Source organism: Billgrantia gudaonensis (assembly GCF_900100195.1).
Lineage (GTDB): Bacteria > Pseudomonadota > Gammaproteobacteria > Pseudomonadales > Halomonadaceae > Halomonas > Halomonas gudaonensis.
Window position 1 is genome coordinate 81,881 of sequence record NZ_FNES01000009.1, and the last position, 24,542, is coordinate 106,422.

The 24,542-nt window shown below is 65.8% G+C and carries 18 protein-coding genes; 8 read left to right on the top strand and 10 right to left on the bottom strand.

What is annotated here, in order from left to right; genetic code table 11:
* The first annotated feature begins 12 nt into the window (after positions 1 to 12).
* The 5 genes from gatC to BLP96_RS11940 all read left to right on the top strand — a co-directional run bounded on the left by gatC (position 13) and on the right by BLP96_RS11940 (position 5,931).
* Positions 13 to 300 (top strand): Asp-tRNA(Asn)/Glu-tRNA(Gln) amidotransferase subunit GatC, encoded by a 288-nt coding sequence (gene gatC / locus BLP96_RS11920; RefSeq protein WP_089686446.1) that lies wholly within the window; start codon positions 13 to 15, stop codon positions 298 to 300.
* A gap of 78 nt (positions 301 to 378) precedes the next feature.
* The gene (gene gatA / locus BLP96_RS11925; protein ID WP_089686447.1) at positions 379 to 1,839 is read left to right on the top strand and encodes an Asp-tRNA(Asn)/Glu-tRNA(Gln) amidotransferase subunit GatA; all 1,461 of its coding nucleotides are present in this window, start codon (positions 379 to 381) and stop codon (positions 1,837 to 1,839) included.
* Positions 1,839 to 3,293, top strand: a complete 1,455-nt coding sequence (gene gatB, locus BLP96_RS11930) for an Asp-tRNA(Asn)/Glu-tRNA(Gln) amidotransferase subunit GatB (protein ID WP_089686449.1) — start codon at positions 1,839 to 1,841, stop codon at positions 3,291 to 3,293. Before gatA ends, gatB begins: the two co-directional genes overlap by 1 nt.
* Positions 3,294 to 3,434: 141 nt before the next feature.
* Positions 3,435 to 3,986 (top strand): cupin domain-containing protein, encoded by a 552-nt coding sequence (locus tag BLP96_RS11935; protein ID WP_089686452.1) that lies wholly within the window; start codon positions 3,435 to 3,437, stop codon positions 3,984 to 3,986.
* Between the two features lie 250 nt (positions 3,987 to 4,236).
* Positions 4,237 to 5,931, top strand: coding sequence for a methyl-accepting chemotaxis protein (locus tag BLP96_RS11940; RefSeq protein ID WP_089686454.1), 1,695 nt, complete (start codon positions 4,237 to 4,239; stop codon positions 5,929 to 5,931).
* A gap of 82 nt (positions 5,932 to 6,013) precedes the next feature.
* Here BLP96_RS11940 and BLP96_RS11945 read toward each other — a convergent pair whose 3' ends face one another.
* Positions 6,014 to 7,516, bottom strand: coding sequence for an aldehyde dehydrogenase (locus BLP96_RS11945; RefSeq protein WP_089686456.1), 1,503 nt, complete (start codon positions 7,514 to 7,516; stop codon positions 6,014 to 6,016).
* A gap of 321 nt (positions 7,517 to 7,837) precedes the next feature.
* Between BLP96_RS11945 and BLP96_RS11950 the strand changes: the two genes are divergently transcribed.
* Complete coding sequence (locus BLP96_RS11950; protein WP_089686457.1) at positions 7,838 to 9,214, top strand: glutamine synthetase family protein; 1,377 nt, start codon at positions 7,838 to 7,840, stop codon at positions 9,212 to 9,214.
* A 28-nt stretch (positions 9,215 to 9,242) separates the two neighbouring features.
* On the opposite strand, the gene BLP96_RS11955 is transcribed toward BLP96_RS11950, so the two are convergent.
* On the bottom strand, positions 9,243 to 10,439 hold the full coding sequence (locus tag BLP96_RS11955) for a glycine cleavage T C-terminal barrel domain-containing protein (RefSeq protein WP_089686459.1): 1,197 nt from the start codon (positions 10,437 to 10,439) through the stop codon (positions 9,243 to 9,245).
* 281 nt (positions 10,440 to 10,720) lie between these two features.
* On the opposite strand from BLP96_RS11955, the gene BLP96_RS11960 reads away from it, so the two are divergent.
* Entirely contained in the window at positions 10,721 to 13,288 is a 2,568-nt protein-coding gene (locus tag BLP96_RS11960; protein WP_089686461.1) for a GcvT family protein, read from the top strand.
* Between the two features lie 3 nt (positions 13,289 to 13,291).
* Here the strand turns inward: BLP96_RS11960 and BLP96_RS11965 are convergent, their stop codons facing one another.
* Positions 13,292 to 14,335, bottom strand: coding sequence for a GlxA family transcriptional regulator (locus BLP96_RS11965; protein WP_089686463.1), 1,044 nt, complete (start codon positions 14,333 to 14,335; stop codon positions 13,292 to 13,294).
* 207 nt (positions 14,336 to 14,542) lie between these two features.
* Here BLP96_RS11965 and BLP96_RS11970 point away from each other — a divergent pair, with 207 nt between their 5' ends.
* A complete protein-coding gene (locus BLP96_RS11970) occupies positions 14,543 to 16,276 on the top strand; it encodes a formate--tetrahydrofolate ligase (RefSeq protein ID WP_089686465.1) in 1,734 nt (577 codons plus the stop codon).
* 154 nt (positions 16,277 to 16,430) lie between these two features.
* Here the strand turns inward: BLP96_RS11970 and BLP96_RS11975 are convergent, their stop codons facing one another.
* From BLP96_RS11975 to BLP96_RS12005, 7 genes are all read right to left on the bottom strand, one after another.
* Positions 16,431 to 17,723: an NAD(P)/FAD-dependent oxidoreductase gene (locus BLP96_RS11975; RefSeq protein ID WP_089686467.1), complete on the bottom strand. Its 1,293-nt coding sequence runs from the start codon at positions 17,721 to 17,723 to the stop codon at positions 16,431 to 16,433.
* 94 nt (positions 17,724 to 17,817) lie between these two features.
* Positions 17,818 to 19,185, bottom strand: coding sequence for a glutamine synthetase family protein (locus BLP96_RS11980; RefSeq protein WP_089686469.1), 1,368 nt, complete (start codon positions 19,183 to 19,185; stop codon positions 17,818 to 17,820).
* Positions 19,186 to 19,241: 56 nt separating this feature from the next.
* Positions 19,242 to 20,306: an ABC transporter substrate-binding protein gene (locus BLP96_RS11985; RefSeq protein WP_089686471.1), complete on the bottom strand. Its 1,065-nt coding sequence runs from the start codon at positions 20,304 to 20,306 to the stop codon at positions 19,242 to 19,244.
* 40 nt (positions 20,307 to 20,346) lie between these two features.
* Entirely contained in the window at positions 20,347 to 21,144 is a 798-nt protein-coding gene (locus BLP96_RS11990) for an ABC transporter permease (protein WP_089686473.1), read from the bottom strand.
* The gene (locus BLP96_RS11995; protein ID WP_089686475.1) at positions 21,141 to 22,064 is read right to left on the bottom strand and encodes an ABC transporter permease; all 924 of its coding nucleotides are present in this window, start codon (positions 22,062 to 22,064) and stop codon (positions 21,141 to 21,143) included. Before BLP96_RS11995 ends, BLP96_RS11990 begins: the two co-directional genes overlap by 4 nt.
* Positions 21,995 to 23,191: an ABC transporter ATP-binding protein gene (locus tag BLP96_RS20570; protein WP_422666818.1), complete on the bottom strand. Its 1,197-nt coding sequence runs from the start codon at positions 23,189 to 23,191 to the stop codon at positions 21,995 to 21,997. The genes BLP96_RS11995 and BLP96_RS20570 overlap by 70 nt, the downstream gene beginning before the upstream one ends.
* Positions 23,192 to 23,221: 30 nt before the next feature.
* On the bottom strand, positions 23,222 to 24,535 hold the full coding sequence (locus BLP96_RS12005; protein ID WP_089686478.1) for an NAD(P)/FAD-dependent oxidoreductase: 1,314 nt from the start codon (positions 24,533 to 24,535) through the stop codon (positions 23,222 to 23,224).
* Between the last annotated feature and the right edge of the window lie 7 nt (positions 24,536 to 24,542).

Consider the following 24,542-nt stretch of genomic DNA (forward strand, 5'->3'; position numbering starts at 1 on the left):
GACATCCAGCCCATGGCGCTTGAACAAGCAGATGTACAACGGGCAGCGCACCTGGCCCGGCTGGGCCTGAACGAGGGCGATGCCGCCCGCTATGTCGACGACCTCAATCGCATCCTGGCAATGGTCGACCAGCTTCAGCGGTTGGACACCACCGACATCGCACCCCTGTCGCACCCCCTCGACGCCACCCAGCGCCTGCGCGCCGACGAAGTCACCGAAAGCGACCAGCGCGACCACTTCCAGCGCTGCGCCCCAGCCGTGGAGAACGGCCTCTATCTGGTGCCACGGGTCGTCGAATGATCGTCACCGGCGTCCATTTGCGGTGCCGCTTCGTCCGCCATTCCACCCTTTCGGCACGTCTTCATGGAGCCATGCCGCATGCATGACAAGACACTGAGCGAACTCGCCGCGGGCCTCGCCTCCGGCGAGTTCACCAGCCGCGAACTCATCCAGCACCTGCTGGGCCGCATCGAGCGCCTCGACGGCGAGCTCAACAGTTTCATCACCGTTACCTCCGATGCTGCCCTGGATGCAGCCGACCGTGCCGACGCCGCCCGCGCCGCCGGCCGGGCCGGCGCGCTCACCGGCCTGCCCCTGGCACTCAAGGACATCTTCTGCACCCAAGGCGTGAAAACCAGTGCCGGGTCGCGCATGCTCGACGACTTCGTCTCGCCCTATGACGCCAGCGTGGTCGAGAAGCTCGCCGCCGCCGGCAGCGTGAGCCTGGGCAAGACCAACATGGACGAGTTCGCCATGGGCTCTTCCAACGAGAACAGCCATTACGGCCCGGTGAAGAATCCTTGGGATCTCACCGCCGTGCCCGGCGGCTCCTCGGGAGGCAGTGCGGCTGCCGTGGCCGCCGGGCTGGTGCCCGCCGCCATGGGCACCGACACCGGTGGCTCGATCCGCCAACCCGCCGCCTTCTGCGGCATCACCGGGCTGAAACCCACCTACGGGCGGGTGTCGCGCTACGGCATGATCGCCTATGCATCGAGCCTCGACCAGGCCGGCCCCATGGCGCGCACGGCCGAGGACTGCGCTCTGCTGCTGAACGCCATCGCCGGACACGACCTGCGTGATTCCACCAGCGTGGCGCGAGGCGTGCCGGATTACACCGCCGAACTCGACGCCCCCCTGGCCGGCCTCAAGATAGGCCTGCCCAAGGAGTACTTCGGCGAAGGCCTCGATCCGGCCGTGGCAACCACCGTGCACGAGGCGATCGAGGTTTTCGAAACCCTGGGCGCCAGCGTGCGAGAGGTGAGCCTGCCGCATACGCACTACGCCATTCCGGCCTACTACGTCATCGCCCCGGCCGAAGCGTCCTCCAACCTGTCGCGCTTCGACGGGGTGCGTTTCGGTCACCGCTGCGACGATCCCAAGGATCTCATCGACCTCTACGAGCGCACCCGCTCCGAGGGCTTCGGCGAGGAAGTCAAACGGCGCATCCTGATCGGCACTCACACGCTCTCCGAGGGTTTCTTCGACGCTTACTACAAGAAGGCACAGCAGGTGCGGCGGCTGATTCGCCAGGATTTCCTCGACGCCTTCGAACAGGTCGACGTGCTGATGGGGCCGGCTTCGCCCACCCCGGCCTTCGACTTGGGAGCCAAGTCGGATCCGGTTTCCATGTACCTTCAGGACATCTACACCATCGCCGTCAATCTGGCGGGCATTCCTGGCATCAGCGTGCCTGCCGGGTTCGTCGACGGCCGCCCCGTCGGCCTCCAGGTGCTGGGCACTCACTTCGCCGAGGAGCGGCTGCTCAACGTCGCCCACCGCTTCCAGCAGGCCACCGACTGGCACCTGCGCCGCCCCGCCTTTGCCGAGGAGAACGCCTGATGCAATGGGAAACCGTGATCGGGCTGGAGGTGCACGTCCAGCTCGCCACCCAGTCCAAGATCTTTTCCGGCGCCTCCACCGCGTTCGGCGCCGAGCCCAATACCCAGGCCTGTGCAGTGGACCTGGGCCTGCCCGGCGTGCTGCCGGTGCTCAACGAGGCCGCCGTGGCCATGGCCGTGCAGTTCGGCCTGGCGATACATGCCGAGATCCCCGAGGTCTCGATATTCGACCGCAAGAACTACTTCTACCCGGATCTGCCCAAGGGCTACCAGACGAGCCAGATGTACCACCCCATCGTCGGCCCCGGCGTGGTCGAGATTTCGCTCGACGACGGCGACACCAAGCGCGTCCGGGTGCATCACGCCCACCTCGAAGAGGATGCCGGCAAGTCGCTGCACGAAGACTTCCACGGCATGACCGGCGTCGATCTCAACCGCGCCGGTACGCCGCTGCTGGAGATCGTCTCCGAGCCAGACATGCGCTCGGCCAAGGAGGCCGCCGCCTATCTCAAGGCGATCCACTCCATCGTCACCTACCTCGGCATCAGCGACGGCAACATGGCCGAGGGTTCGATGCGCTGCGACGTCAACGTCTCGGTGCGCCCGCAGGGCCAGGAAGCCTTCGGGACTCGTGCCGAGATCAAGAACGTCAACTCCTTCCGCTTCGTCGAGCGAGCCATCGCCTTCGAAGTGGAGCGTCAGATCGAGCTGCTGGAAGACGGCGGCGAGGTGATCCAGGAGACGCGGCTGTTCGACCCCGAACGCGACGAGACGCGCAGCATGCGCACCAAGGAGCAGGCCAACGACTACCGTTACTTTCCCTGTCCCGACCTGCTCCCGGTCGTGCTCGACCGTGCCTACGTCGATCACCTTCGCGAGACCTTGCCGGAGCTGCCCGCCGACAAGCGTGCACGTTTCCAGAACGAACTGGGGCTCTCCGCCTACGACGCCAGCGTGCTCTCCGCCACCCGCGAGATGGCCGATTACTTCGAGGCCGTCAAGGACGCATGCGGCGATGCCAAGCAGGCTGCCAACTGGGTCCAGGGCGAGCTCTCGGGCGCGCTGAATCGCGAAGGACTCGCCATCCAGGACAGCCCCGTATCGGCTCGCCAGCTCGGCGAGCTGATCGGCAGAGTGATCGACGACACCATCAACGGCAAGGCGGCCAAGCAGGTTTTCCAGGCGCTATGGCACGGCGAGGGCGAGAACGCCGACGCAGTGATCGAGGCCAAGGGCCTCAAGCAGGTCACCGACACCGCGGCAATCGATGCGATGATCGACCGGGTGATTGCCGACAGCCCCGCCCAGGTGGCCCAGTACCGCGACGCCGAACCGGAAAAGCGCGGCAAGATGATCGGCTACTTCGTTGGCCAGGTCATGAAGGCATCTCGCGGCACCGCCAACCCGCAGCAGGTCAACGCGCTCCTCAAGGAGAAACTCGACGCCCTGTGCTGACGCCATGGGCGGGCGCCCTGCGCCCGCCCTTCCGGCGCCATCGCCGTTGGCCATGACGAGAGGCGCCGGTCGGCCCTGATCGACAAGGGCGACGGCGATAGTCGTACCACCCCCACCTCGTGGATTGTCAGAGGACGCCCCATGGCAGACGATGTCGGTGCGCGACTGCGTGCCCTGCGTAACCTGCGCGGCATCTCCCAGCGCGAATTGGCCAAGCGCTGCGGCGTGACCCACTCCAGCCTGTCGCTCATCGAGCAGGGCAAGGTCAGCCCCTCGGTGAGTTCGCTGAAGAAGATCCTCGACGCCATTCCCATCGGCGTCGGTGACTTCTTCACCATGGACCTGGAGAGTCGCAACCAGGTGTTCTATGCGCCCGACGAACTCGCCGACGTGGGCTCGGGCGAAGTGATCTACAAGCTGGTCGGCGCCAACCGCGACAGCCGCGCACTGGCCTTCATGATCGAAACCTATCCGGCCGGCGCCGACACCGGTCGCGAGATGATCGCCCACCAGGGCGAGGAAGCCGGCGTGGTGCTCGAGGGCGAGATCGAGATCACCGTGGGTGCAGAAAGCCGCGTGCTCGGTCCCGGGGAAGCCTATTACTTCGACACCAACGTCCCCCATCGCTTCCGCAACCCGGGCCAGGTGGCCTGCCGCCTGGTCAGCTGTGCCACACCGGCTCGCGCCTTCTGAATCCGACGCCGCCGGCCAAGTTCCTTTACAACACCTTTACACCGACCTCCTGTTCCATCAACCGCCCCTGTCATCGCTCGCCGACCAATGGCGGTTCCACCGCCAGCGGGAGATGGAGGCTTGGGGGATGATTTGCTATACAAGAATAAATTATTTGTACAAGTACAATATAAGTATTAGGCTGGGTAACGAACAGGGTCGCACGATGTCATGCACCCACCCCGACGTTACGCAGAAGGAACGCCTCACAATGAAAACACTATCGGCCAGAGTGGCACGCCTCGGCATCCGCACCCGCCTCGTCGGCGGTTTTTCCGCCGTCCTCGCCCTGATCGTCGTTCTCACCGTCATTGGCATCGATCAGGTCAACCGCATCGATCGCGACCTGACAACCATCAACGACGTCAATGGCGTCAAGCTACGGCATGCCATCGACTGGCGCGGCAGCGTGCACGACCGCGCCATCCTGCTCCGCGACATGACGCTGGTCACTCAGCAGGACGAACTGAATCGACTGCAGGCCGATTACCGGGAACTGGCCGACAACTACCGGACCGCCAGCCAAGGCATGCAGGACACCCTCGACGCCAGCACCGCCAGCCGGGAAGAGGCTCGCCTGCTGGAGGTCATCGAGAACCAGGCGGACCGCACCAACGCCCTGGCCAGCGAGATCATCGCCGCTCGCGAAGACGGCAACGTCGACGAAGCGCGCCGCGTTCTGCTCAGCGCAGCGGGACCGGCCTTCTTCCAGTGGCTCGACGACATCAACGCTTTCATCGACCACCAGGAAGCGGAAACCGCCATCGACACCGCCAGCGCACGAGATACCGCTTCCGGCTTCCAGATGCTGATGCTCGGTCTGTGCCTCGCCGCTCTGGTGATCGGCGGCCTGATCGCCTATTTCCTGTCACGCCAGCTGCTGCGTGAGCTGGGTGCCGAACCGCACGAGGTGAAGGCTTTCGCCGAGGCCATCGGCCGCGGCGATCTGGCCACCGAAGGCCAGCTGCGCAAGGGCGACCGACACAGCATCATGGCTGCCCAGGTGGCCATGGCTCGCCAGTTGCAAGGCATCGTGGCCCAGGTCCGTGCCGCTGCCGAATCGGTGGCCAGCAACAGCGAGCAGATTGCCGAAGGCAACAACGACCTCGCCTCGCGCACCGAGCAGCAGGCCAGCGCCCTGACACAGACCGCCTCGGCCATGGAGGAGCTCAACGGCACCGTGACCCAGAATTCCGACAACGCCGAACAGGCCAGCCAGGAAGCCACGGGCGCCTCCGACACCGCCAAGCGCGGCGGCGAAGCGGTGCATCAGGTGACCCGCACCATGCGTGAGCTCGACGAGAGTTCCAGCGAAATCGCCAGCATCATCTCCACCATCGACGACATCGCTTTCCAGACCAACATCCTGGCGCTCAACGCCTCGGTGGAAGCGGCACGGGCCGGCGAACACGGTCGCGGTTTCGCCGTGGTCGCCGCCGAAGTGCGCAAGCTGGCCCAGAACAGCGCGGATGCAGCTCAGGAGATCACCGACCTGATCCAGCGCAACGGCGAGCGCGTCAAGCACGGCAACGAGCGTGCGGCCGAGGCCAGCCAGGCCACCGAAGAGATCGTTGCCGCCATCGGCCGAGTCAGTCAGATCATGCAGGAGATCAGCCACGCCAGCATGGAACAGCGCGCCGGCGTCGAGGAAGCCGGCACGGCGGTCACCCAGATGGACCAGGTCACCCAGCAGAACGCCGGACTGGTCCAGGAGAGTGCCACGGCCGCCGGCAACCTGCGTCAACACGCGCAACAACTGATGGCCGCCATGTCGGCCTTCCACCTGCCGGACAGCAGCCAGGCAGTGAGTCGCGCCCTGGCCAGCATGGACTCGACCGCCCGCCCGGCGACACCGACCGCGGTGGCTGCGAGCACACGACCGGAACCGGAATGGGCCAGCTTCTGAGCTCCGGGCCGACCCGCGCGTCCCGTGAAACGACGACGCCCGCTCGATGAGCGGGCGTCGTCGTCAAGAGGGCGAGAAGACCTCAGGGTTCCAGCGCCATCCACACCGTCTTGAGTTCCGAGTACTCCTGCAGCGAGTGCATCGACTTGTCGCGCCCGTTGCCCGACTGCTTGACGCCGCCGAAAGGCACGGTCTGGTCGCCGCCGGCCCAGTTGTTGACGAACACCTGCCCCGAATGGAGCCGACGCGTCACGCGCATGATGCGGTCGATGTCCTGGCTCCACAGGCCGGCAGCAAGCCCGTAGTCGCTGTCGTTGGCCATGGCGATGGCCTCATCCTCGCTGTCGAAGCCGAACACCGAGAGCACCGGGCCGAAGACCTCCTCACGGCCGATGGCCATCGCCGGGGTCACGCCATCGAACACCGTGGGCGGAATGAACAGCCCCGGTCCGTCCAGGGCCTGGCCACCGACGCGCAGCCGAGCACCGGCCTCGACCCCCTGGCGAATGTAGTCGAGAATCCGCCGGTGCTGGGCCTCGTCGACGATCGCCCCCATGAAGCTGCCGGGGTCGAGCGGATCGCCCGGCTGCATGGTTTCGGCAGCGGCCAGGACCTCGTCGACGAACGCCTCACGGATAGGGTTCTCGACCAGCAGCCGCGAGCCGGCGATGCACACCTCTCCCTGGTTGTGGAAGATGGCCGCTGCGGCATGCTTGGCCACCCGGCCGAGATTCTTGCAATCGGCAAAGATCAAGTTGGGGCTCTTGCCGCCGCACTCCAGATAGACCCGCTTGAGGTTGGACTGCCCGGCGTACTGCATCAACTGCTTGCCGGTGGCGGTGGAGCCGGTGAAGGAGAGGCAGTCGACCTCCATGGAGAGCGCCAGCGCCTTGCCCACGGTATGGCCGAAGCCCGGCAGCACCTGGAACACCCCGCGCGGCAGGCCTGCCTCTTTGGCCAGTTGGGCCAGGCGCAGCGCCGACAGCGGCGACTTCTCCGAGGGCTTCAGGATCACGCTGTTGCCGGCGGCCAATGCCGGGGCGACCTTCCAGGCGGTCATCATCAGCGGGAAATTCCACGGCACGATGGAAGCCACCACGCCGAGCGGCTCGCGCAGCACCAGTGCCAGGCTCTCCTCGCCGGTGGGCGCGACCTCGCCATAGACCTTGTCGATGGCCTCGGCGTTGTAGCGCAGACAGGCGATGGCGCCGGCCATGTCGCCGAGGGCGCTGCCGATCGGCTTGCCCATGTCGAGGGTATCGAGCAGCGCCAGCTCGTCCTTGTGGGCTTCCATCAGGTCGGCCAGCTCGAGCAGGCGCTTCTTGCGCTTACCGGGAGCGAGACGCGACCAGCCGCCTGCCGCGAAGGCGGCCCGGGCTGCCGCGACGGCACGCTCGGCGTCCAGCGCATCGCAACTCGCCACCTCGGCCAGGCGCTCGCCGGTGGCGGGATTGATCGTCGTGAAGGTCTCGCCGCTCGTCGCTGGCGCAAAGTCGCCGTCGATGAAGGCGCGACTCTCGAAGCTCAGAGAGTCGGCGAGAGCCTGCCAGTCGGCTCGGGTCTCGGGGCGGCGCTGGGCACTCATGCGGATGTCTCCTGTGTGGGCGATTGACAGGCCCGACGCAGTGCCGGGCATGCGGCGGTTTCATCCTGCGAGCCGTATACCGAGCATGCAGTGATGCGACTCCTTCAGGGGTCGATGTTATGTTTTGCTCAACATACAATTCCGAATACCGAATTGCCAACGCATCGCGAAGTCCGTAAATACTCCTTGAACACCAGTCGATACTGGACGGAAAGGCAGACGAGCGAGGCGAAACGGCGAGCGGCAAAACGTAAAGGATTTGACAACAGATGGTGGCGGCGAAAAGATAGCCGCCAAAGCCAACCACGCATAGGTGACACCATGTCGTCACGCCCTGCCGTCGAGGCCGATGCCTTTTTCGAGGAGCATCCGGACATCGACAGCGTCGACCTGCTGGTCAGCGACCTCAATGGCGTCATGCGCGGCAAGCGGCTGCCTGCCGGCAATCTCTCGAAGGCGTTCGAACAGGGCATCCACCTGCCGGCGTCGGTGTTCGCGCTGGACATCAACGGCAATACCATCGAGGCAACCGGTCTTGGCCTGTCGAGCGGAGACGGCGACCGTATCTGCCATCCCATACCGGGTACCCTGGCCCCCACCCCCTGGCTAAGGGAAGGGCGCCAGGCCCAGTTGCTGATGACCATGAGCGAGCTCGATGGCAGCCCTTTCTTCGCCGACCCGCGCCAGGTGCTGTCTCGGGTGCTGGCTCGCTTTCAGCACGCCGGCCTGACTCCAGTGGTCGCCGTGGAAATGGAGTTCTACCTGGTCGATCGTGCACGCAATGCCCAGGGCATGGTACAGCCGCCCCTGTCCCCTGGCAGCGGCGAGCGGGCCACCCAGAGCCAGCTCTTTTCGATCGGCGAACTCGACGAGTACGCCGACTTCCTCGAAGCGATTCAGAACGCTGCCGACATTCAGGGTCTGCCGCTGGACACGGCGCTCAAGGAGTGCGCCCCGGGGCAGTTCGAGATCAACCTGCTGCACTGTGACGATGCCCTGGCCGCCTGCGACAGCGCCGTGCTGCTCAAGCGGCTGATCAAGGGCGTGGCGCTGACCCAGGGTTTCGAAGCGACCTTCATGGCCAAGCCCTATGGTCAGGAGGCCGGCAACGGCACCCACGTGCACATCAGCTTGCTCGACCGGGCCGGCAACAACGTCTTCGCCGCCCCGGGTGGCGAGCCGCTGGGCACGCCCCGCCTCCATCACGCCGTGGCCGGACTGTTGGCCACCATGCCGGCCAGCATGGCCGTCTGCGCACCCAACCTCAACTCCTACCGCCGTTTTCAACCAGGCCTCTACGTTCCCATGGCTCCCACCTGGGGTTTCGACAACCGCTCGGTGTCGCTACGCATCCCGGCCGGACCCAACGCGGCGCGCCGCATCGAACATCGCGTGGCCGGCGCCGATGCCAACCCTTATCTGCTGGTGGCAACCCTGCTGGCCGGCATCGAACATGGCCTCGACCATCGGCTCGAACCGCCGCCCCCCCTCACCGGCAACGCCTATGACCAGGTGCCGCCCAGCCTCACCAGCAGTTGGCAGCGCGCGCTGGACCTGTTGGAAGAAAGCAGCGTGCTCGGCGAGGCGCTGGGACACGATTTCCTCGCCGTCTTCCTGGCCAACCGGCGCGCCGAGCGCGACACGGCCATGCAGGTGGTGAGCAAGCTCGAGTACGACTGGTATCTGCGCCACGTTTGACCCCACCTCGGTGGGGTCGTGGCGTGACTCATCCCTTGGGGATCGCCTTGCTCGGATCGTGGAACGGCTTGGGCACCACCCGCGCTTCCTGCGGCCCGGTGTTGGCCTCGACACGCAATGGCGTGTCCAGCTCGGCATGCTCGATCGGCACCATGGCATAGCCGATGTTGCGCTCCTGCCGCGGAGAGCGAGTGGCCGAAGTCACCTGTCCGATGCGCCTGCCGGCCGAATCGAGGACGGGAAAGACGTCGATCATGGCACCGTCGGTGAAGTAGCCCACGCTGGGACCGTCGATTTCCACCCCCACCAGCTTGCGCGAGACGCCTTCGGCCTTGATTCGCTCCAGGGCGGTGCGGCCGATGAAGTCGTCGTCGCCGCGCAGGTCGACCATCCAGTCATAGCCCATGCCCACCTCGAAGGGGTTGGTGTCGTACCAGATGTCGCAGCCGAAGGCGAGGATGCCACCCTCGATGCGGCGGATGTGGCAAGGACCGATCACCTGCATGCCATGGGGCCGTCCCGCCTCGAAGACCCGCTGCCACAGCGCTTCGCCGTGGCGGCTCGCCTCGCGCAGATAGATCTCGTAGCCGATCTCGCCGGAGTAACCGGTGCGCGAGATCACCACCGACATGCCGTCGAGTTCGGCCTCCATCAAGTGGTAGTAGGGCATCGCCAGCACCGCTTCGCCGAACAGGTCGACCATCACCGCCTTGGCCTTGGGACCCTGGACCTGCACCGGGGCCACGTCCACCTCCCGTAGGGTCACGTCGTAGCCGGACCGATAGGCCAACCCCTGGCACCACAGCAGCACGTCGCTATCCGCCAGCGACAGCCAGAAGCGATTCTCCTCGATGCGCAACAGCACCGGGTCGTTGATGATGCCGCCATCGGGGGCAGTGACGAAGACGTACTTGCACTGTCCCACCTGACACTGGCGCATGTCGCGAGGCACCAGCCGTTGGGTGAAGGCGAAGGCATCGGGACCGCTGATCTCGATCTGGCGCTCCACTCCTACGTCCCACAGGGTGACGCCCTCCACCAGGGCCCAGTACTCGTCTACCGGATCGGTGTAGAGGCGAGGATGGTAGTGGTGATTGTAGACGCTGTACTTGCGCACCCCGTGACGGCGCGAAGCGTAGAAGAACGGGGACTTGCGAATCCGCGGATACAGCAGAATCTCGGGTACCGCGTCGCCTTGGGGGATATTCTCGATGGCCTGGGACATGATCGCTGCTCCTTGCCCGGCTGGTGAACCGCACCGCTGGCGGGCCGACGTCGTGTGTGCGCGGGTCGCCGCCTGGGGCTACCCTCGTTTCCAGGCTAGTGCGCCGAACCGCTGGCATGGCGCCGACGACGACGGCCTTTTTGGCGGCAACGACAAGCATGGCCATCTCCTGTCGCCACGATGCAAGTGCGGGTCGTCGCTGGACAGCAGACACGAGCTGGGTGCATTAGCTTGAGTAGCAACGGCAAGGCCAAACCAGGCGGCACATCAGGAGGACGAGCATGGCGGCATTACCCCAGCAGGCACGCGCGGTCATCATCGGGCAGGGCGGCATCGTCGGCGCGTCGGTGGCCCACCACTTGATCGAGCAGGGCTGGGACGACCTGGTCGGCCTCGACAAGTCGTCGATCCCCTCGGACATCGGCTCGACGTCCCACGCCTCCGACTTCTGCTACATGACCTCCCACGACAAGATGTCTTGCTACACCACCACCTACAGTCAGCGCTTCTACGAGCGCCTGGGCCACTACCAGAAGGTCGGCGGCCTAGAGGTGGCCCGCGTCGGCGATGCAGCCCGCCTCGCCGAGCTCGAGCGCAAAGTGGCCTCGGGCAAGGCCTTCGGCACCAACGTGCGCATGATCAGCGCCGCCGAGGCCGCCGAACGCTTCCCCCTGCTGGACCGCGACCTGATCCAGGCAGCCATGTGGGATCCCGATGCCGGCCTGGTCGTGCCGCGCTCTCAGCAGGTCGCTGGCGAGCTGGTGGAACGGGCCGTGGCCTCCGGAGCCCTGACGGTCTTCGCCGACACCCCGGCCCTGGACATCGACGTACGCAACGGACGCGTCCACGGCGTGGAGACCGCCAAGGGTTACATCTCCACCTCGGTGGTGATCGTCACTTCCGGCATCTGGGGACCGATTCCCGCCGCCATGGGCGGCGCCGCCCTACCCCTGATGCCCGTGGAGCATCCCCTGCTCTTCTTCGGTCCCTTCGACGCCTTCGCCGGCACCGGCCGGGAGATCGGCTACCCGCTGCTACGTGACCAGGGCAACTCCGCCTATCTGCGCGATACCGGCGATCCGGCGAGCACCGAGGGCGGCCAGCTCGAGTGGGGCTACTACGAGGCTCGCAATCCCCGTCTCGTCCCCCCTGGCGACATCCTCGAACGCCACCAGGCGCGGCTGTCACCCTCCATGCGCGACCTAGAGCTGGACCAGGTCACGGAAGCCTTCGAGCGGGCCATCGAGCTGACTCCCGTACTCGGCGAGCTCGGCTGGGACGAGAAGCACTCCTTCAACGGCCTGCTGTCGGTGACCAACGACGGCGGCTCGCTGGTCGGCGAGTCCCCCGAGACCCGCGGGCTGTGGTTCTGCGAGGCGGTATGGGTCAAGGACGGACCGGGCATGGGCAAGGTGCTCGCCGACTGGCTGACCCGGGGCAAGCCGGAACTCGACCCACACGGCATCGACATCGCCCGCTTCTACCCGGTACAGAAGACGCCCGACTACGTGTACGGGCGCTGCGAGGAAATCGCCCGCAAGATCTACGATCCGCCCGTGCATCCCCGCGAGCCGTTCGAGACCGGCCGCAACCTGCGCCGCAGCCCCTTCTGGCCGCGCGAAGTGGAACTCGGCGGCCACTTCATGGAGACCGCCGGCTGGGAGCGCGCCCACGGCTACGCGGCCAACGAGCCGCTGCTGGAGCGCTACGCCGGGCAGGTGCCCGAACGATCCAACGAGTGGGACGCCCGCCACTTCTGGCGCGTCTCCAACGCCGAACACCTGGCGCTGTCCGACGACGTGGGCATGATCAACCTCTCCCACTTCGCCATCTACGACGTCACCGGACCCGACGCCGAGGCGCTGCTGGAGACCCTCTCGGTGGCCAAGGTCGGCGGCGACACCCCGGCCGGCAAGGGCGTCTACACCCACTTCCTGGACGAATGGGGCGGCGTGCACGCCGATCTCACCATCGTGCGCCTGGCCAGCGATGCATTCCGCGTCATCTGCGGCGGCGATACCGGCCATCGCGACCTCGTGTGGATGACGCGCATGGCCGAGGCCAAGGAACTCGAGCGCCTGCATGTCGAGGATCGTACCGACAGCCTGGCTACCCTGGGGGTATGGGGCCCCAACGCGCGGCGCACGCTGCAGGCCGTCGCCGACGCCCCCGAGACGCTCGACGACGAGCGTTTTCCCTTCGCCACGGCGCGCGAGATTCGCCTGCACGGCCTGCCGGTGTGGGCCTTCCGCATCTCCTACGTGGGCGAACAGGGCTGGGAGCTCTACGTTCCCTTCAGCTACGGTCTCGCCCTGTGGGATCTGCTCTTCGATCAGGGCGTGACGCCGGTCGGCATCGAAACCTACGCCAACAGCCGCCGCCTGGAAAAGAGCCTGCGGCTGCAGAACGCCGACCTGCTCACCGAGTACAACCTCGTTGAGGCGGGCCTTGCCCGCCCCAAGGTCAAGGCCGCGGATTTCCACGGCAAGGCGGCCTATCTCGCGCAGCGCGAACGCGACCGTCAGCCCGCCTATCTATGCACCCTGGTCATGGAAGAGCATCGCGACGCCTCGGGCACGCCACGCTTCCCGGTCGGCCATGCCCCCATCCTCGACCCGGCCAGCGGCGACGTGCTGGTCGACAGCGAGGGGCGCCGCTCCTACGTGACCAGCATCGCCTATGGCCCCTCGGTGGAGAAGGTCATCGCTCTGGGCTACCTGCCGGAGGAACATGCCCGGGAAGGCAATGGCCTGCTCATGGAGTACTTCGGCGAACACTACCCGCTGCGGGTGGCCGCCGTAGGCTATCGTCCGCTCTACGACCCCGAAAGCCTGCGCCCGCGCAGCTGAGTATCACTGGGAATGATCGGCCTGAGAGTGCGTTAGCGGGGGGCTGGCGGCCTGGGCTGCTGCTTCGCGATCGCGGCGACGCTCGCGTTCGCGGCTCGGCGAATGACCGAAGCGGTCGCGATAGCTCTTGGTGAAGTGCGGCGGGGAGACGAAACCGCAGGCCATGGCCACGTCGGTGATCGGCATGTGCGTCTGGCGCAGCAGTTGACGAGCCCGCATCAGACGCAGGTCCATGTAGTACTTCAGGGGCGGACAGTCGACGTAGCGCTGAAACAGCCGCTCCAGCTGACGCCGCGAGAGGTCGGCGTGGCTGGCCAGCTCGTCGAGGGTGAGCGGCTCCTGGAGGTTGGCTTCCATCAGCGTGGCCACCTCTTCCAGCTTGGGATGGCTATGGCCCAGGCGAACGCGCAGCGGATTGCGCTGACGATCGCCCACGCCACGAATGCGCTCGTGAATGAACTCTTCGGCGATCGCTTCGGCCAGCCCCAGCCCCTGCTGGCGGGCAATCAGGGTGAGCATCATGTCCAGCGGCGCAATGCCGCCCGAGCAGGTATAGCGATCGCGGTCGAGCACGAAGAGCTGCGAGCAGAAAGTCACCTGGGGAAACTGCAGCGCTTCGTGAAGGCTAGAAATGTGCTCCCAGTGCAGGGTACAGCGATAGCCGTCGAGAAGCCCTGCCTGTGCCAACACGTACCCCCCGGTACACACCGCCCCCAGCGGCAGGCGTCGACCGGCCTGGCGTCGCAGCCACTGCAGGGTGTCGCGATCGCAATGGCTCTGCACCTCGATGCCGGCACACACCAGCACCAGGTCGAGGCGCGGTGACGAAGCCAGTCCTGCATCGACGCCGGCTGCCAGGTCGCTGCTGGCCTTGACCGGTTCGCCGTCACGGCTCAGCAGGTGCCAGCGATAGAGCCGCCGGTCGGTGAGATGGTTGGCCATGCGCAGCGGCTCCAGCGCCGAAGAGAACGCCAGCTGAGAAAACCCCGGGATCAACAGGAACCCGACGTCATACTGGCCATCGCCCGGAAACTCGTAGGGCTCCATGCTCGCCTCCCTGGGCCGTTCGTCGTTCTCATTCAGCGACAACGAACATGGCCCCAAGTTGCACCGCCACGTCAACCGTCCCATCCCAGGGAGTTCGGTGTCGCTGCGACCAAGCCGGTTGACGCCTGCGCACAAACGCCAAGGGCACATGACGGAAATACTGAAACGAAGCGCACGCCTACCGCAACCGGCATCAGGAGACGCCCCATGGCCCCCGAATCCCAGGCCCTGTCCGATGCGCCCCTCCCGGCACAGGACAACCTCAGCATTGCACGGCAGGCACGACTATGGCCCATCGAGGAGATAGCCCATCGCCTGGGCGTGCCCGGCGACACCGTTGAACCCTACGGCCGTGGCGTAGCCAAGCTGGACCTGGCGGCGCTGAACGCTCTGGAACGTCGCCCGCGCGGCCGCTACGTGGTGGTGTCGGCGATCACGCCCACGCCGCTCGGCGAAGGCAAGACCACCACCGCCATCGGTCTCGTCCAGGGACTGCAGCAGCTCGGCCATGGCGCAACGGTAGCCATCCGCCAACCCTCTCTCGGGCCGACCCTCGGGCTCAAGGGCGGCGCGGCAGGCGGCGGGCTCAGTCAGGTCGTACCCATGGAGCGCATCAACCTGCACCTCACTGGCGACATTCATGCCGTCACCGCAGCGCACAACTTGCTCGCCGCGATGATCGACAACCATCTCCACCAGCGCCGAGGCGTCGCTCTCGACCCGCGCACGGTACGCTGGTTGCGCGTGCTGGATCTCAACGACCGCGCCTTGCGCCACATCGTCACCGGCCTTGGCGGGCGCGGCGATGGCGTGACACGCCAGAGCGGCTTCGAGATCACCGCCGCCTCCGAGGTCATGGCGGTGCTCGCCCTGGCCGACTCCCTGGCGGACCTGCGCCGGCGTCTCGGCCGCATGGTGGTGGGTGAAACCCACGACGGCGAGCCAGTCACCGCCGACGACATCGGTGCGGCCGGCGCCATGACCGCGCTGCTCAAGGAGGCGATAAAGCCCAACCTGCTACAGACGCTCGAGCATGCCCCGGCGCTGATCCACGCCGGCCCCTTCGGCAACATCGCCCACGGCAACTCGTCGATACTCGCCGACCGCTTCGGCATCCACGGCAGCGACTACCTGGTCACCGAAGCGGGCTTCGGCGCCGACATGGGGGCGGAGCGCTTCTTCAACATCAAATGCCGCAGTTCGGGACTCAAGCCCGACACTGCCGTCTTGGTCGTCACGGTGCGCGCCCTCAAGTATCACTCGGGGCGCCACGACGTCCGCCCCGGACAGCCCTTGCCGGCCGCCATGCAGACCGAAAGCCCACAGGACGTGCAGGCCGGCGCCAGCAACCTGATCAAGCAGATCGACAACATTCGCGCCCACGGCATCACCCCGGTAGTGGCCATCAATGCCTTCCCGACGGATCATCCCAGCGAACACGCCATCATCCGCGACATCGCTGCGGCAGCGGGCGTGCGCGCGGCCGTCTCGACTCACGTGCGAGATGGCGGCGCCGGCGCCGTAGAACTGGCCGACGCAGTCGCCGAGGCGGCCGATCAAGGTGGCGACTTCCGCTTCCTCTACCCCGATGCACTGCCGCTGGCCGACAAGATCGAACGCATCGCCACGCGGATCTACGGCGCCGACGGCATCGAGCTCGCGCCCCAGGCACGTCGGCAGCTCGAGGCGTTCCAGGCCCAGGGCCATGGCCACCTGCCGGTGTGCATCGCCAAGAGCCACCTGTCGCTCTCCGCCGACCCGGCGCTGCTGGGCGCGCCCAGCGGCTGGGTTCTGCCAGTGCGCGAGGTGCGCCTCTCCGCCGGGGCCGGCTTCGTCTACGCCCTGTGCGGCGACATTCGCACCATGCCGGGTCTCAGCGCGGAACCCGCCGCCTCGCGCATCGACATCGACGACGACGGCGAGATCGTCGGGCTGTTCTGAATGCATCAAGCCCTGGAAGTGCTGATTGGCGTCACGAGCGATGAGAGGCTGACCGTCGCCGGAACGGAAGCACCGGAGTTTACACGGCAGTCAATGAGGATTCTGAGTACCGCCGGCGGTCAGGATATCGAGCGCAGTAGGCAATCAGTACTTCCTAGATGCCGAGGCGATCGCGGGCCTGGTAGTACCAGGCCCCCAGCGCCGACAGGGGCACGCGCAGCAACCGCCCGCCAGGAAACGGCAGGTGGGGCAGCCCGGCGAAGGCATCGAAGCGCTCGCTGCGACCCTCGATCACCTCGGCGATCAACTTGCCGGCCAGGTGCGTGCAGGTCACGCCGTGGCCGGAATAGCCCTGGGCATAGTAGACGTTGCCGTTGATCACACCGAACTGCGGCAGGCGGTTGAGCGTCATCAGGAAGGTGCCGCTCCAGGCGTACTCGACCCCGACGTCGGCCAGTGACGGAAAGGTCTCGAGCATCTTGGGCCGAATGAGACTTTCGATATCGCGGGGATCGTCGCCACCGTAATTGACTCCGCCTCCGTAGAGTAGGCGGTGGTCGCGGGTCAGCCGATAGTAGTCCAGCAGGTAGTTGCAGTCTTCCACCGCCAGACCATTGGGAATCAGAGCACGGGCACGCGCTTCGCCGAGCGGCTCGGTGGCGATGATCTGAGTGCCGCAGGGCATCGATCGACCCTCGATCTCGGGTAGCACTCCCTTGAGATAGGCATTGCCGGCCATCACCACCCGCTCGGCCTTGATCCGACCGGACGGCGTACGCACGACCACCGGTTCGCCATGATCGATGCCGGTCACGGATGACCGTTCGTAAATGCGACCGCCCAGCGACTCCAACGCCGCGGCCTGGCCCAGCACCAGGTTGAGCGGATGCAGATGGCCGCCGCCATGGTCGACGAGGGCACCGCTGTAGCGGTCGGACTCGACCTCGCGCTTGACGGCCGTACCCTCCAGCAGTTCCAGCTCGGTGTAGCCGTAGCGCTCCCACAGCGCCTTGTGCGCGCGTAGTCCGTCCAGTTGCTTGGCATTGCAGGCAGCGAATAGATTGCCGTCACGCAGATCGCAATCGATGGCATAGCGCTCGACGCGCTCGCGGATGATGCGGTTGCCCTCGAAGGCCATGTCCCCCAAGGCGCGGGCGGTCTCGGCACCGTACCTGGCTTCGATCACATCCAGATCGCGACTGTAGCTGTTGACGATCTGGCCACCGTTGCGCCCCGAGGCGCCGTAGCCCACGCGCGCCGCTTCGAGCACCGCTACAGAGTGGCCCCGCTCGGCAAGATGCAGCGCCGCCGACATCCCGGTGAACCCGGCTCCGACCACGCAGACGTCGCAGTCGACTTCTCCTGTCAGGGCGGGCCGTTCCGGAGTGGGATTGGCGGTGGCTGCATACCAGGATGCCACGTGTTCGCTGGACGACGCTGCCGTCATATCGCCTTCCTCGGTTGCATGAATATCCGCCCGGTGGAGCCCCGATGCGGTGCCGTCGACCGGCTTTCAGACCACAGAATCATGGCCGGCACTCTCAGACCCGCAGCAGCAGGTGCTCGCGCTCCCAGGAACTGATCACCTGGAAATACGCCTTGTGCTCGGCTCGCTTGACCGCCAGATAGCTGTTAACGAAACGCTCGCCCAGCACATCGGCCAATGCCTGGCAGTCGCGCAAAGCATCCAGTGCCGGGCCGACGTCATCGGGCAGCTTGTTGCCGCCGGACCACGCCGATCCCAGCATGGGAGGGCGCGGCTCGAGCTGGCCGAGCATGCCCAGATAGCCGCACGCCAGGGAGGCGGCAATGGCCAGGTAGGGGTTGGCGTCGGCACCGGCCAGACGGTTCTCGATGCGCGTGGCGGCCGGTGGCGAGACGGGTACCCGCAGGCCGACGGTGCGGTTGTCGAGCCCCCATTCGACGTTGATCGGCGCCGAACCGCTGGTTTCGCCGCGCATCAGGCGTCGGTAGGAATTGACATTGGGCGCCAGCAGCGGCATCGCCGCCGGCAGATAGCGCTGCAAACCTCCGAGGTAATGATGGAAAAGCGGGCTGGGCTGATCGCCCTCGCCGGCGAAGAGATTGTTACCCGCTTTCAGGTCCACGAGGCTCTGATGAATGTGCAGGGAGCTGCCCGGCTCGCCCGCCATCGGCTTGGCCATGAAGGTGGCATACATGCCGTGACGCAGCGCCGTTTCGCGCAGGGTACGCTTGAACATCACCACCTGGTCGGCCAGCTGCAGGGGATCGCCGTGCTGGAAGTTGACCTCCATCTGTCCGGCTCCCTCTTCGTGGATCAGGGTATCGAGATCGAGATCCATGGCCTCGCAGTAGTCGTACATCTCCTCGAACAGCGGATCGAATTCGTTGACCGCATCGATGGAGAAGGACTGACGGCTGCTTTCCTGGCGCCCGGTGCGACCGATGGGCGGTTCCAGCGGGTAGTCGGAATCGGTATTGGTCTTGACCAGATAGAACTCCACCTCGGGGGCGACGACCGGCTTCCAGCCACGCGCGGCATAGATCTCCAGTACCCGCTTGAGAACGTGGCGTGGCGCCAGTTCCACCGGTTCGCCGGTGAGGTAGTGACAATCGTGAATGATCTGAGCCGTTGGATCGTCAGCCCAGGGTACGAGATAGATGGCATCGAGATCGGGCACCAGCTCCATGTCCCGCTCGGCGGGATTCCAGAAGCGGATGTCCTCGTCGTCCGGATAGCCGCCGGTGACGGTCTGGATGAAGATCGAATCGGGCAGTCGTGGCCGCCCCCCGTTCAGATACTTGCCGGCGGGCATGATCTTGCCCTTGAGTATTCCGGTCAGGTCGCTGACCAGGCATTCGACCTCGGTGATGCCGTGTGCCTGAAACCAGTCGTTGAGAACCGGCCTGTCCTGTGAGTCACTCATGGAGTTGTCCTTGCGGAAATTGGCGAGCTCCCGGCCTCGGCCGGGAGCTCGCTCGTTCAGCGAGACTGGACCTCCGACCACAGCTGCTGGAAGGTCTGCAGCGCCTCGCCCTGAAGGCTGGGCGTGAAACGCAGCCGCTGCATGTCAGCGTCGCTGGGCTGCACCGGCGGCTGGGTGAGCACGTCATCGAGGTAAGGCTCTGCCGCGGCATTGGGGCTGGCGTAATAGTTGTAGTTGGAAAGCCGAGCGCCGACTTGCGCATCGAGGATGAAGTCGATGAACTTGTGCGCCATGTCGGGATTGGGCGCCTCGGATGGGATCAACATGGCATCCACCCACATCTCGGCGCCTTCATCGGGAATCATGAAGTCCAGCGACTCGAAGGTCTCCGGATCCTCGTCCTTGAAGAACAGGTAGTCGCCGTTGTAGCTCATGCCCACATGCGTCACGCCACGGGCCAGCTGCTGCAGCGCCGGGGTGCCATCGGTGAAGCCGCTGAAGGTGTCCCGGCCCTTGGTGTCGATGATCAACCGAGCGGCCTCCTTCCAGGCCTCTGGATCGGTACAGTCGTAGCCGTGGCCAAGATAGGCGCAGGCGGCCCCCATGCTCACCTGGCCGTCGCCCATCAGCGCGAAGGGATGCTCCGGGTTGACCTCGGGATCGAACATCAACGACCAGCTCTTGGGGGCATCGGGAAAGGTCTCGGTGTTGTAGACCATGGCCGTGGTACCCCACTGGTAAGGGGCGGAGTATTCGGCATCCGGATCGTAGCTCGGGTCGCGGAACTGCTCCATGACGTTGTCGAGATTCTCGAGCTTCGACTTGTCGAGCTTTTGCACCAGGCCGGTCTCGATCAGCCGCGGCACGTAGTAGTTGGACGGCACGATGATGTCGTACTGCGATACCCCGCCGGCATTGAGCTTGGCGAACATCTCGGGCAGCGAGTTGAAATAGTTCTGCACCACCTCGACGTCGTATTGCGCTTCGAAGTCCTCGATGATCTCGGGATCCATGTATTCGGTCCAGTTGAACAGGTAGAGCTTGTTCTCCTGAGCGTGAACGCTGCCGGCGAGCAGAAGCCCACCGAGGGACAGGGCCAGGGTCGTCTTGTGCATTGTCATGATGCTCTCCTCGTTTCCCCTTGGGTCGTTGAATGCCGGCTCAGACCGGCCGGCGACGGCTGAACAGCAGGCTGGCGATGGCCACGATCGCCACGGCAGCGAGCATCAGGGTGGCAACGGCATTGATCTCGGGAGAGACCCCTTTCTTGATCGCCCCCCAGATGTAGATGGGCAGGGTGGCGCTCTCCGGCCCGGCAGTGAAGAAGCTGATCACGAAGTCATCCACCGACAGGGTAAAGGAGAGGAAGAAGGCCGAGATCAACGCCGGCTTGATGGTCGGCAACATGAAGTGCAGCGCTCGCTTGGCCGGCGAGGCGTAGAGATCCTTGGCCGCCTCGAACAATGCCGGGTCGAGACCGACGAAGCGCGAGTAGACGATCAGCGCCACGAAGGGGATCTGGAAGGTGACGTGAGCAATGATCATGGTGCCGAGCCCTGGCTGCAGGAATCCGGTCAGCCGGTGGATTTGCACGAAAAAGGCCATCTCGGAAATGCCGAAGACGATATCCGGCAGCACGATGGGCAGGTAGATCAGCACGATCAGCCAGCCGAGCTTGCGGTGGCGATGACGGTACATGCCATAACCGATGAAACAGCCGATGCCCAGTGCCACCACCGACGAGACGATCGCCAGGATCATGCTGTTGGCGAAGGCCGACAGAATCTCTTCGTTGCCCATCAGGCGCTCGTACCAGCGCAAGGAGAAGCCGGTGAAACTGGCCGCACTGTTGGCCGCGTTGAAGGAGAACAGCGCCACCACCGCCAGCGGCAGGTAGAGAAACAGCAGCGTCAGCCACCAGATGCCGGTCAACGTGCGCCGCAAGGAGCGCCTGCTCATATCACCACCTCCTCGCCGCCGCCCAGGCGCTTGCCGATGCGACGCATGGCGAACAGGCCGATGAAGGTGGCGATCAGCATCAGAATGGCGCCGGCGGCGCCCAGCGGCCAGTTGGCGGACCCCGCGAACTGATTGGCCACCAGATTGCCCAGCATCATGCCCTTGCCACCGCCGAGCAGCTCGGGAATCACGTACATGCCGAAGGCGGGAATGGCCACCAGCACGATCCCTGCCAACAGTCCCGGCAGCGTCTGCGGAAAGACCGCATGCCGGAAGGCACGCAGCGGCGAAGCGTAGAGATCCTGGGCAGCTTCCACCTGGGCCGTGTCGAGCTTCTCGAAGGCGGCATACAAGGGTAGAACCATGAACGGCAGAAAGTTGTAGACCAGTCCCAGAGTCACCGCGAAGTTGGACGGATACAGCCCCATGTTCGGCGCGACCAGCCCCAGAGCCTCGGCCACGCTGGAGAGGGGCGTCCCCGGTGCCAGCAGGTTCATCCAACCGAAGGTGCGTATCACCTGATTGGTCCAGGAAGGCACTACCACGGCAAGCAGCATGATCGGGCGCCAGCGGGCGCGGCAGGTCGAAATGTGGTAGGCGATTGGATAGGCAATGGCCACCACCAGCCCCGTGGCAACCAGCGTCTGCCACAGCGAGCGCAACAGTGTGTAGAGGTTGCCCGGGCTCCAGCCCAGAAAACCGAAGCCCGCCAAGCGTCGAAACGACTCCAGGGAGAGCGGCATCTCCGGCAGCCCGTAGGTACCGCTGGACATGAAGGCCACGCTCATCAGGTAGGCGCTGGGCAGCACCAGGAAGAAGACGATCCATGACGCGCCGGGTGCCACGGTCATCAGCAGGTGGCGAGACTCGCGCACCATGGCCTGACTGCGAGCGGTGGGGAGCCTGTCGGAATGAGCCATGTCCCCTCCTCACTCTGCCAGGGTGACGAGGTCGTCGGGCGCCACCGCCACGGTGACTCGCTCATCGACCTCGGGAAGATGGCGTCCGCGGTTGCTGACCGTGGCCTGCAACGTGACGTCACCGATCGCCAGGCGATATTCGGCATGGCTGCCGCGGTAGAGGCGCTCGACCACGCGAGCCGGCAAGTGATTGGGCCCCCGACGTCACCGGGAAGCAGGTCCAGCGTCTCGGGGCGAATCAACAGCAGCGCGCCGTCGCCGGCCTGCTCGACGTGCAACTGGCCCAGTGGCGTGGTGAGCGTGTCACCATCCCGGGCGGTGACCGGATAGAGGTTGTCATGGCCCATGAAACGGGCCACGAAGGCATTGACGGGCCGCTCATAGACGTCGCGCGGCGGCCCGACCTGCTGGATCAGCCCACCGTTGAGCACGGCGATGCGATCCGACATCACCATCGCCTCCTGCTGGTCGTGGGTGACGAACACGAAGGTCATGCCGAGTCGCTTTTGAACGCGCAACAGTTCCACCTGGAGCTGGCTGCGCAGCCCCGCATCCAGCGCCGAAAGCGGTTCGTCGAGCAGCAGCACGTCGGGCTCGCAGACCAGCGCCCGGGCCAGAGCGATACGCTGACGCTGGCCACCGGAGAGCTGATCGACGCGACGGTCGATGAGATCCCCCAACTGGATGAACTCGGCGATCCTGGCAACCCGGGCCTCGCGCTCGGCCACCGCAAGCCCCTGCATCTTGAGCCCGAAAGCGAGATTGTCGCGCACCGACAAATGCGGGAAGAGCGCATAGGACTGGAACACGGTATTCACGCTGCGCCGGTGGGGCGGAACCTCGGTGACATCGCGTCCGCCGATCTGCAAGCGCCCCCGATCGGCCTCCTCGAGGCCGGCAAGGATGCGCAGCAGCGTCGTCTTGCCACAGCCGGAAGGTCCCAGCAGGGTGAAGAACTCGCCGGGCTCGATGGCCAGATCGACGCCGGCCAGAGCCACGGTATCGCGGCCGAAGCGCTTGTGCAGCCCCTGCAGCGCGATGGAAGAGGCTTCACGGCTCGGGGCAGACCGACCGGTCGCGGCCGCAGGGTTCTCGTCCTTGGCATCCGCCGTCAGGGAGTCACTCATGAAGAAGCCCTCGAGGTCGTGGCCGTCGGGTCACAGCCGATCGCGCAACTTATAGAAATGGGTAGCGAGCAACAGCAGCGGCAGGCGCAGACGCCGACCGCCGGGAAAGCGGCGGTGCGGCATCGCGGCGAAGACATCGAAACGCTCGCTCTGTCCGCCGATGGCTTCGGCCAGCAGCTTGCCGGCCAGCCCCGCCAGCGCCATGCCGTGGCCGGAATACCCCTGCGCATAGAAGAGATTGGCATCCACGCGACCGAAGTCCGGTGCGCGGTTGACGGTGATCGCCACGTCGCCACCCCAGCGGTAGTCGATGTTCACGCCCTGGAGGACCGGGAACAACCGGGCGATCTTGGCATCCATGCGTGCCGGCAGATTGCGCGGCTCACGACCGTCATAGCTCACTTCACCACCGTAGATCAGCCTCCGGGAAGCCGTTAGACGGTAGTAGTCGAGAACGAAATTGGCATCCGACAAGGCATCGTTGCGCGGCAACACCTGCGCTGCCTGCTCCGCGGTGAGCGGCTCGGTGGCGATCATGTAGTTGGCGGCGCGCATCACCCGACCGCTGAGTTCCGGTACCAGCCCGCTCTGGTAGGCATTGGTGGCCAGTACCACGAAGTCGGCGCTGACCCGCCCTGCCTGGGTCGTCACAACGGGCTTGGAGCCTCGCTGAACGGACAGTGCCGGGCTGCGCTCGTGAAGCTGCACCCCGGCTGCCTGCGCGGCCCTGGCCAGCCCCAGCGTGTAATTGAGGGGATGCAGGTGCCCCGCCTCGCGCTCGTAGAGTGCGCCAGGATAGGCATCGGTGACCACGTGCTGCCTCAGCGCATCTCCCTCGAGCCACTCCAGAGCTTGGTAACCGTAATCTCGCGCCATGCGGTCGCAGAAGGCCTGGAGCTCTCTCGAATGGCGCTTCTTCAGCGCAGCGTGCAGGTAGCCCCAGGCCAGTTCGCAAGGGATCGCATGCCGTTCGATGCGCTCCGCCGTGAGACGCACCGCTTCACGGCTCATCTCCCAGACGTCGCGAGCCGCCTCGCGGCCCAGCGCCTTTTCGACCGTGGCGATATCGGTGCCCAGCCCCGGCAGGATCTGCCCCCCGCTGCGTCCGGATGCCCCATGACCGATCTCGCCGGCTTCCAGCAGGGTCACCGCATGGCCGCGCTCCGCCAGATGCAGCGCCGCCGACACCCCGGTGATGCCCCCGCCGATGACGCAGACATCGGCCCGCACCTCGCCGGACAGCGGCGGGCAAGCGTCCAGGTCCACGACGATGGAGTCGCGATACCAGGAAGCGGGGCGCTCGAGGCGTCGCACGGTAGAGGAAAGGGAAGCCTGTGTGTTCATGCGCACT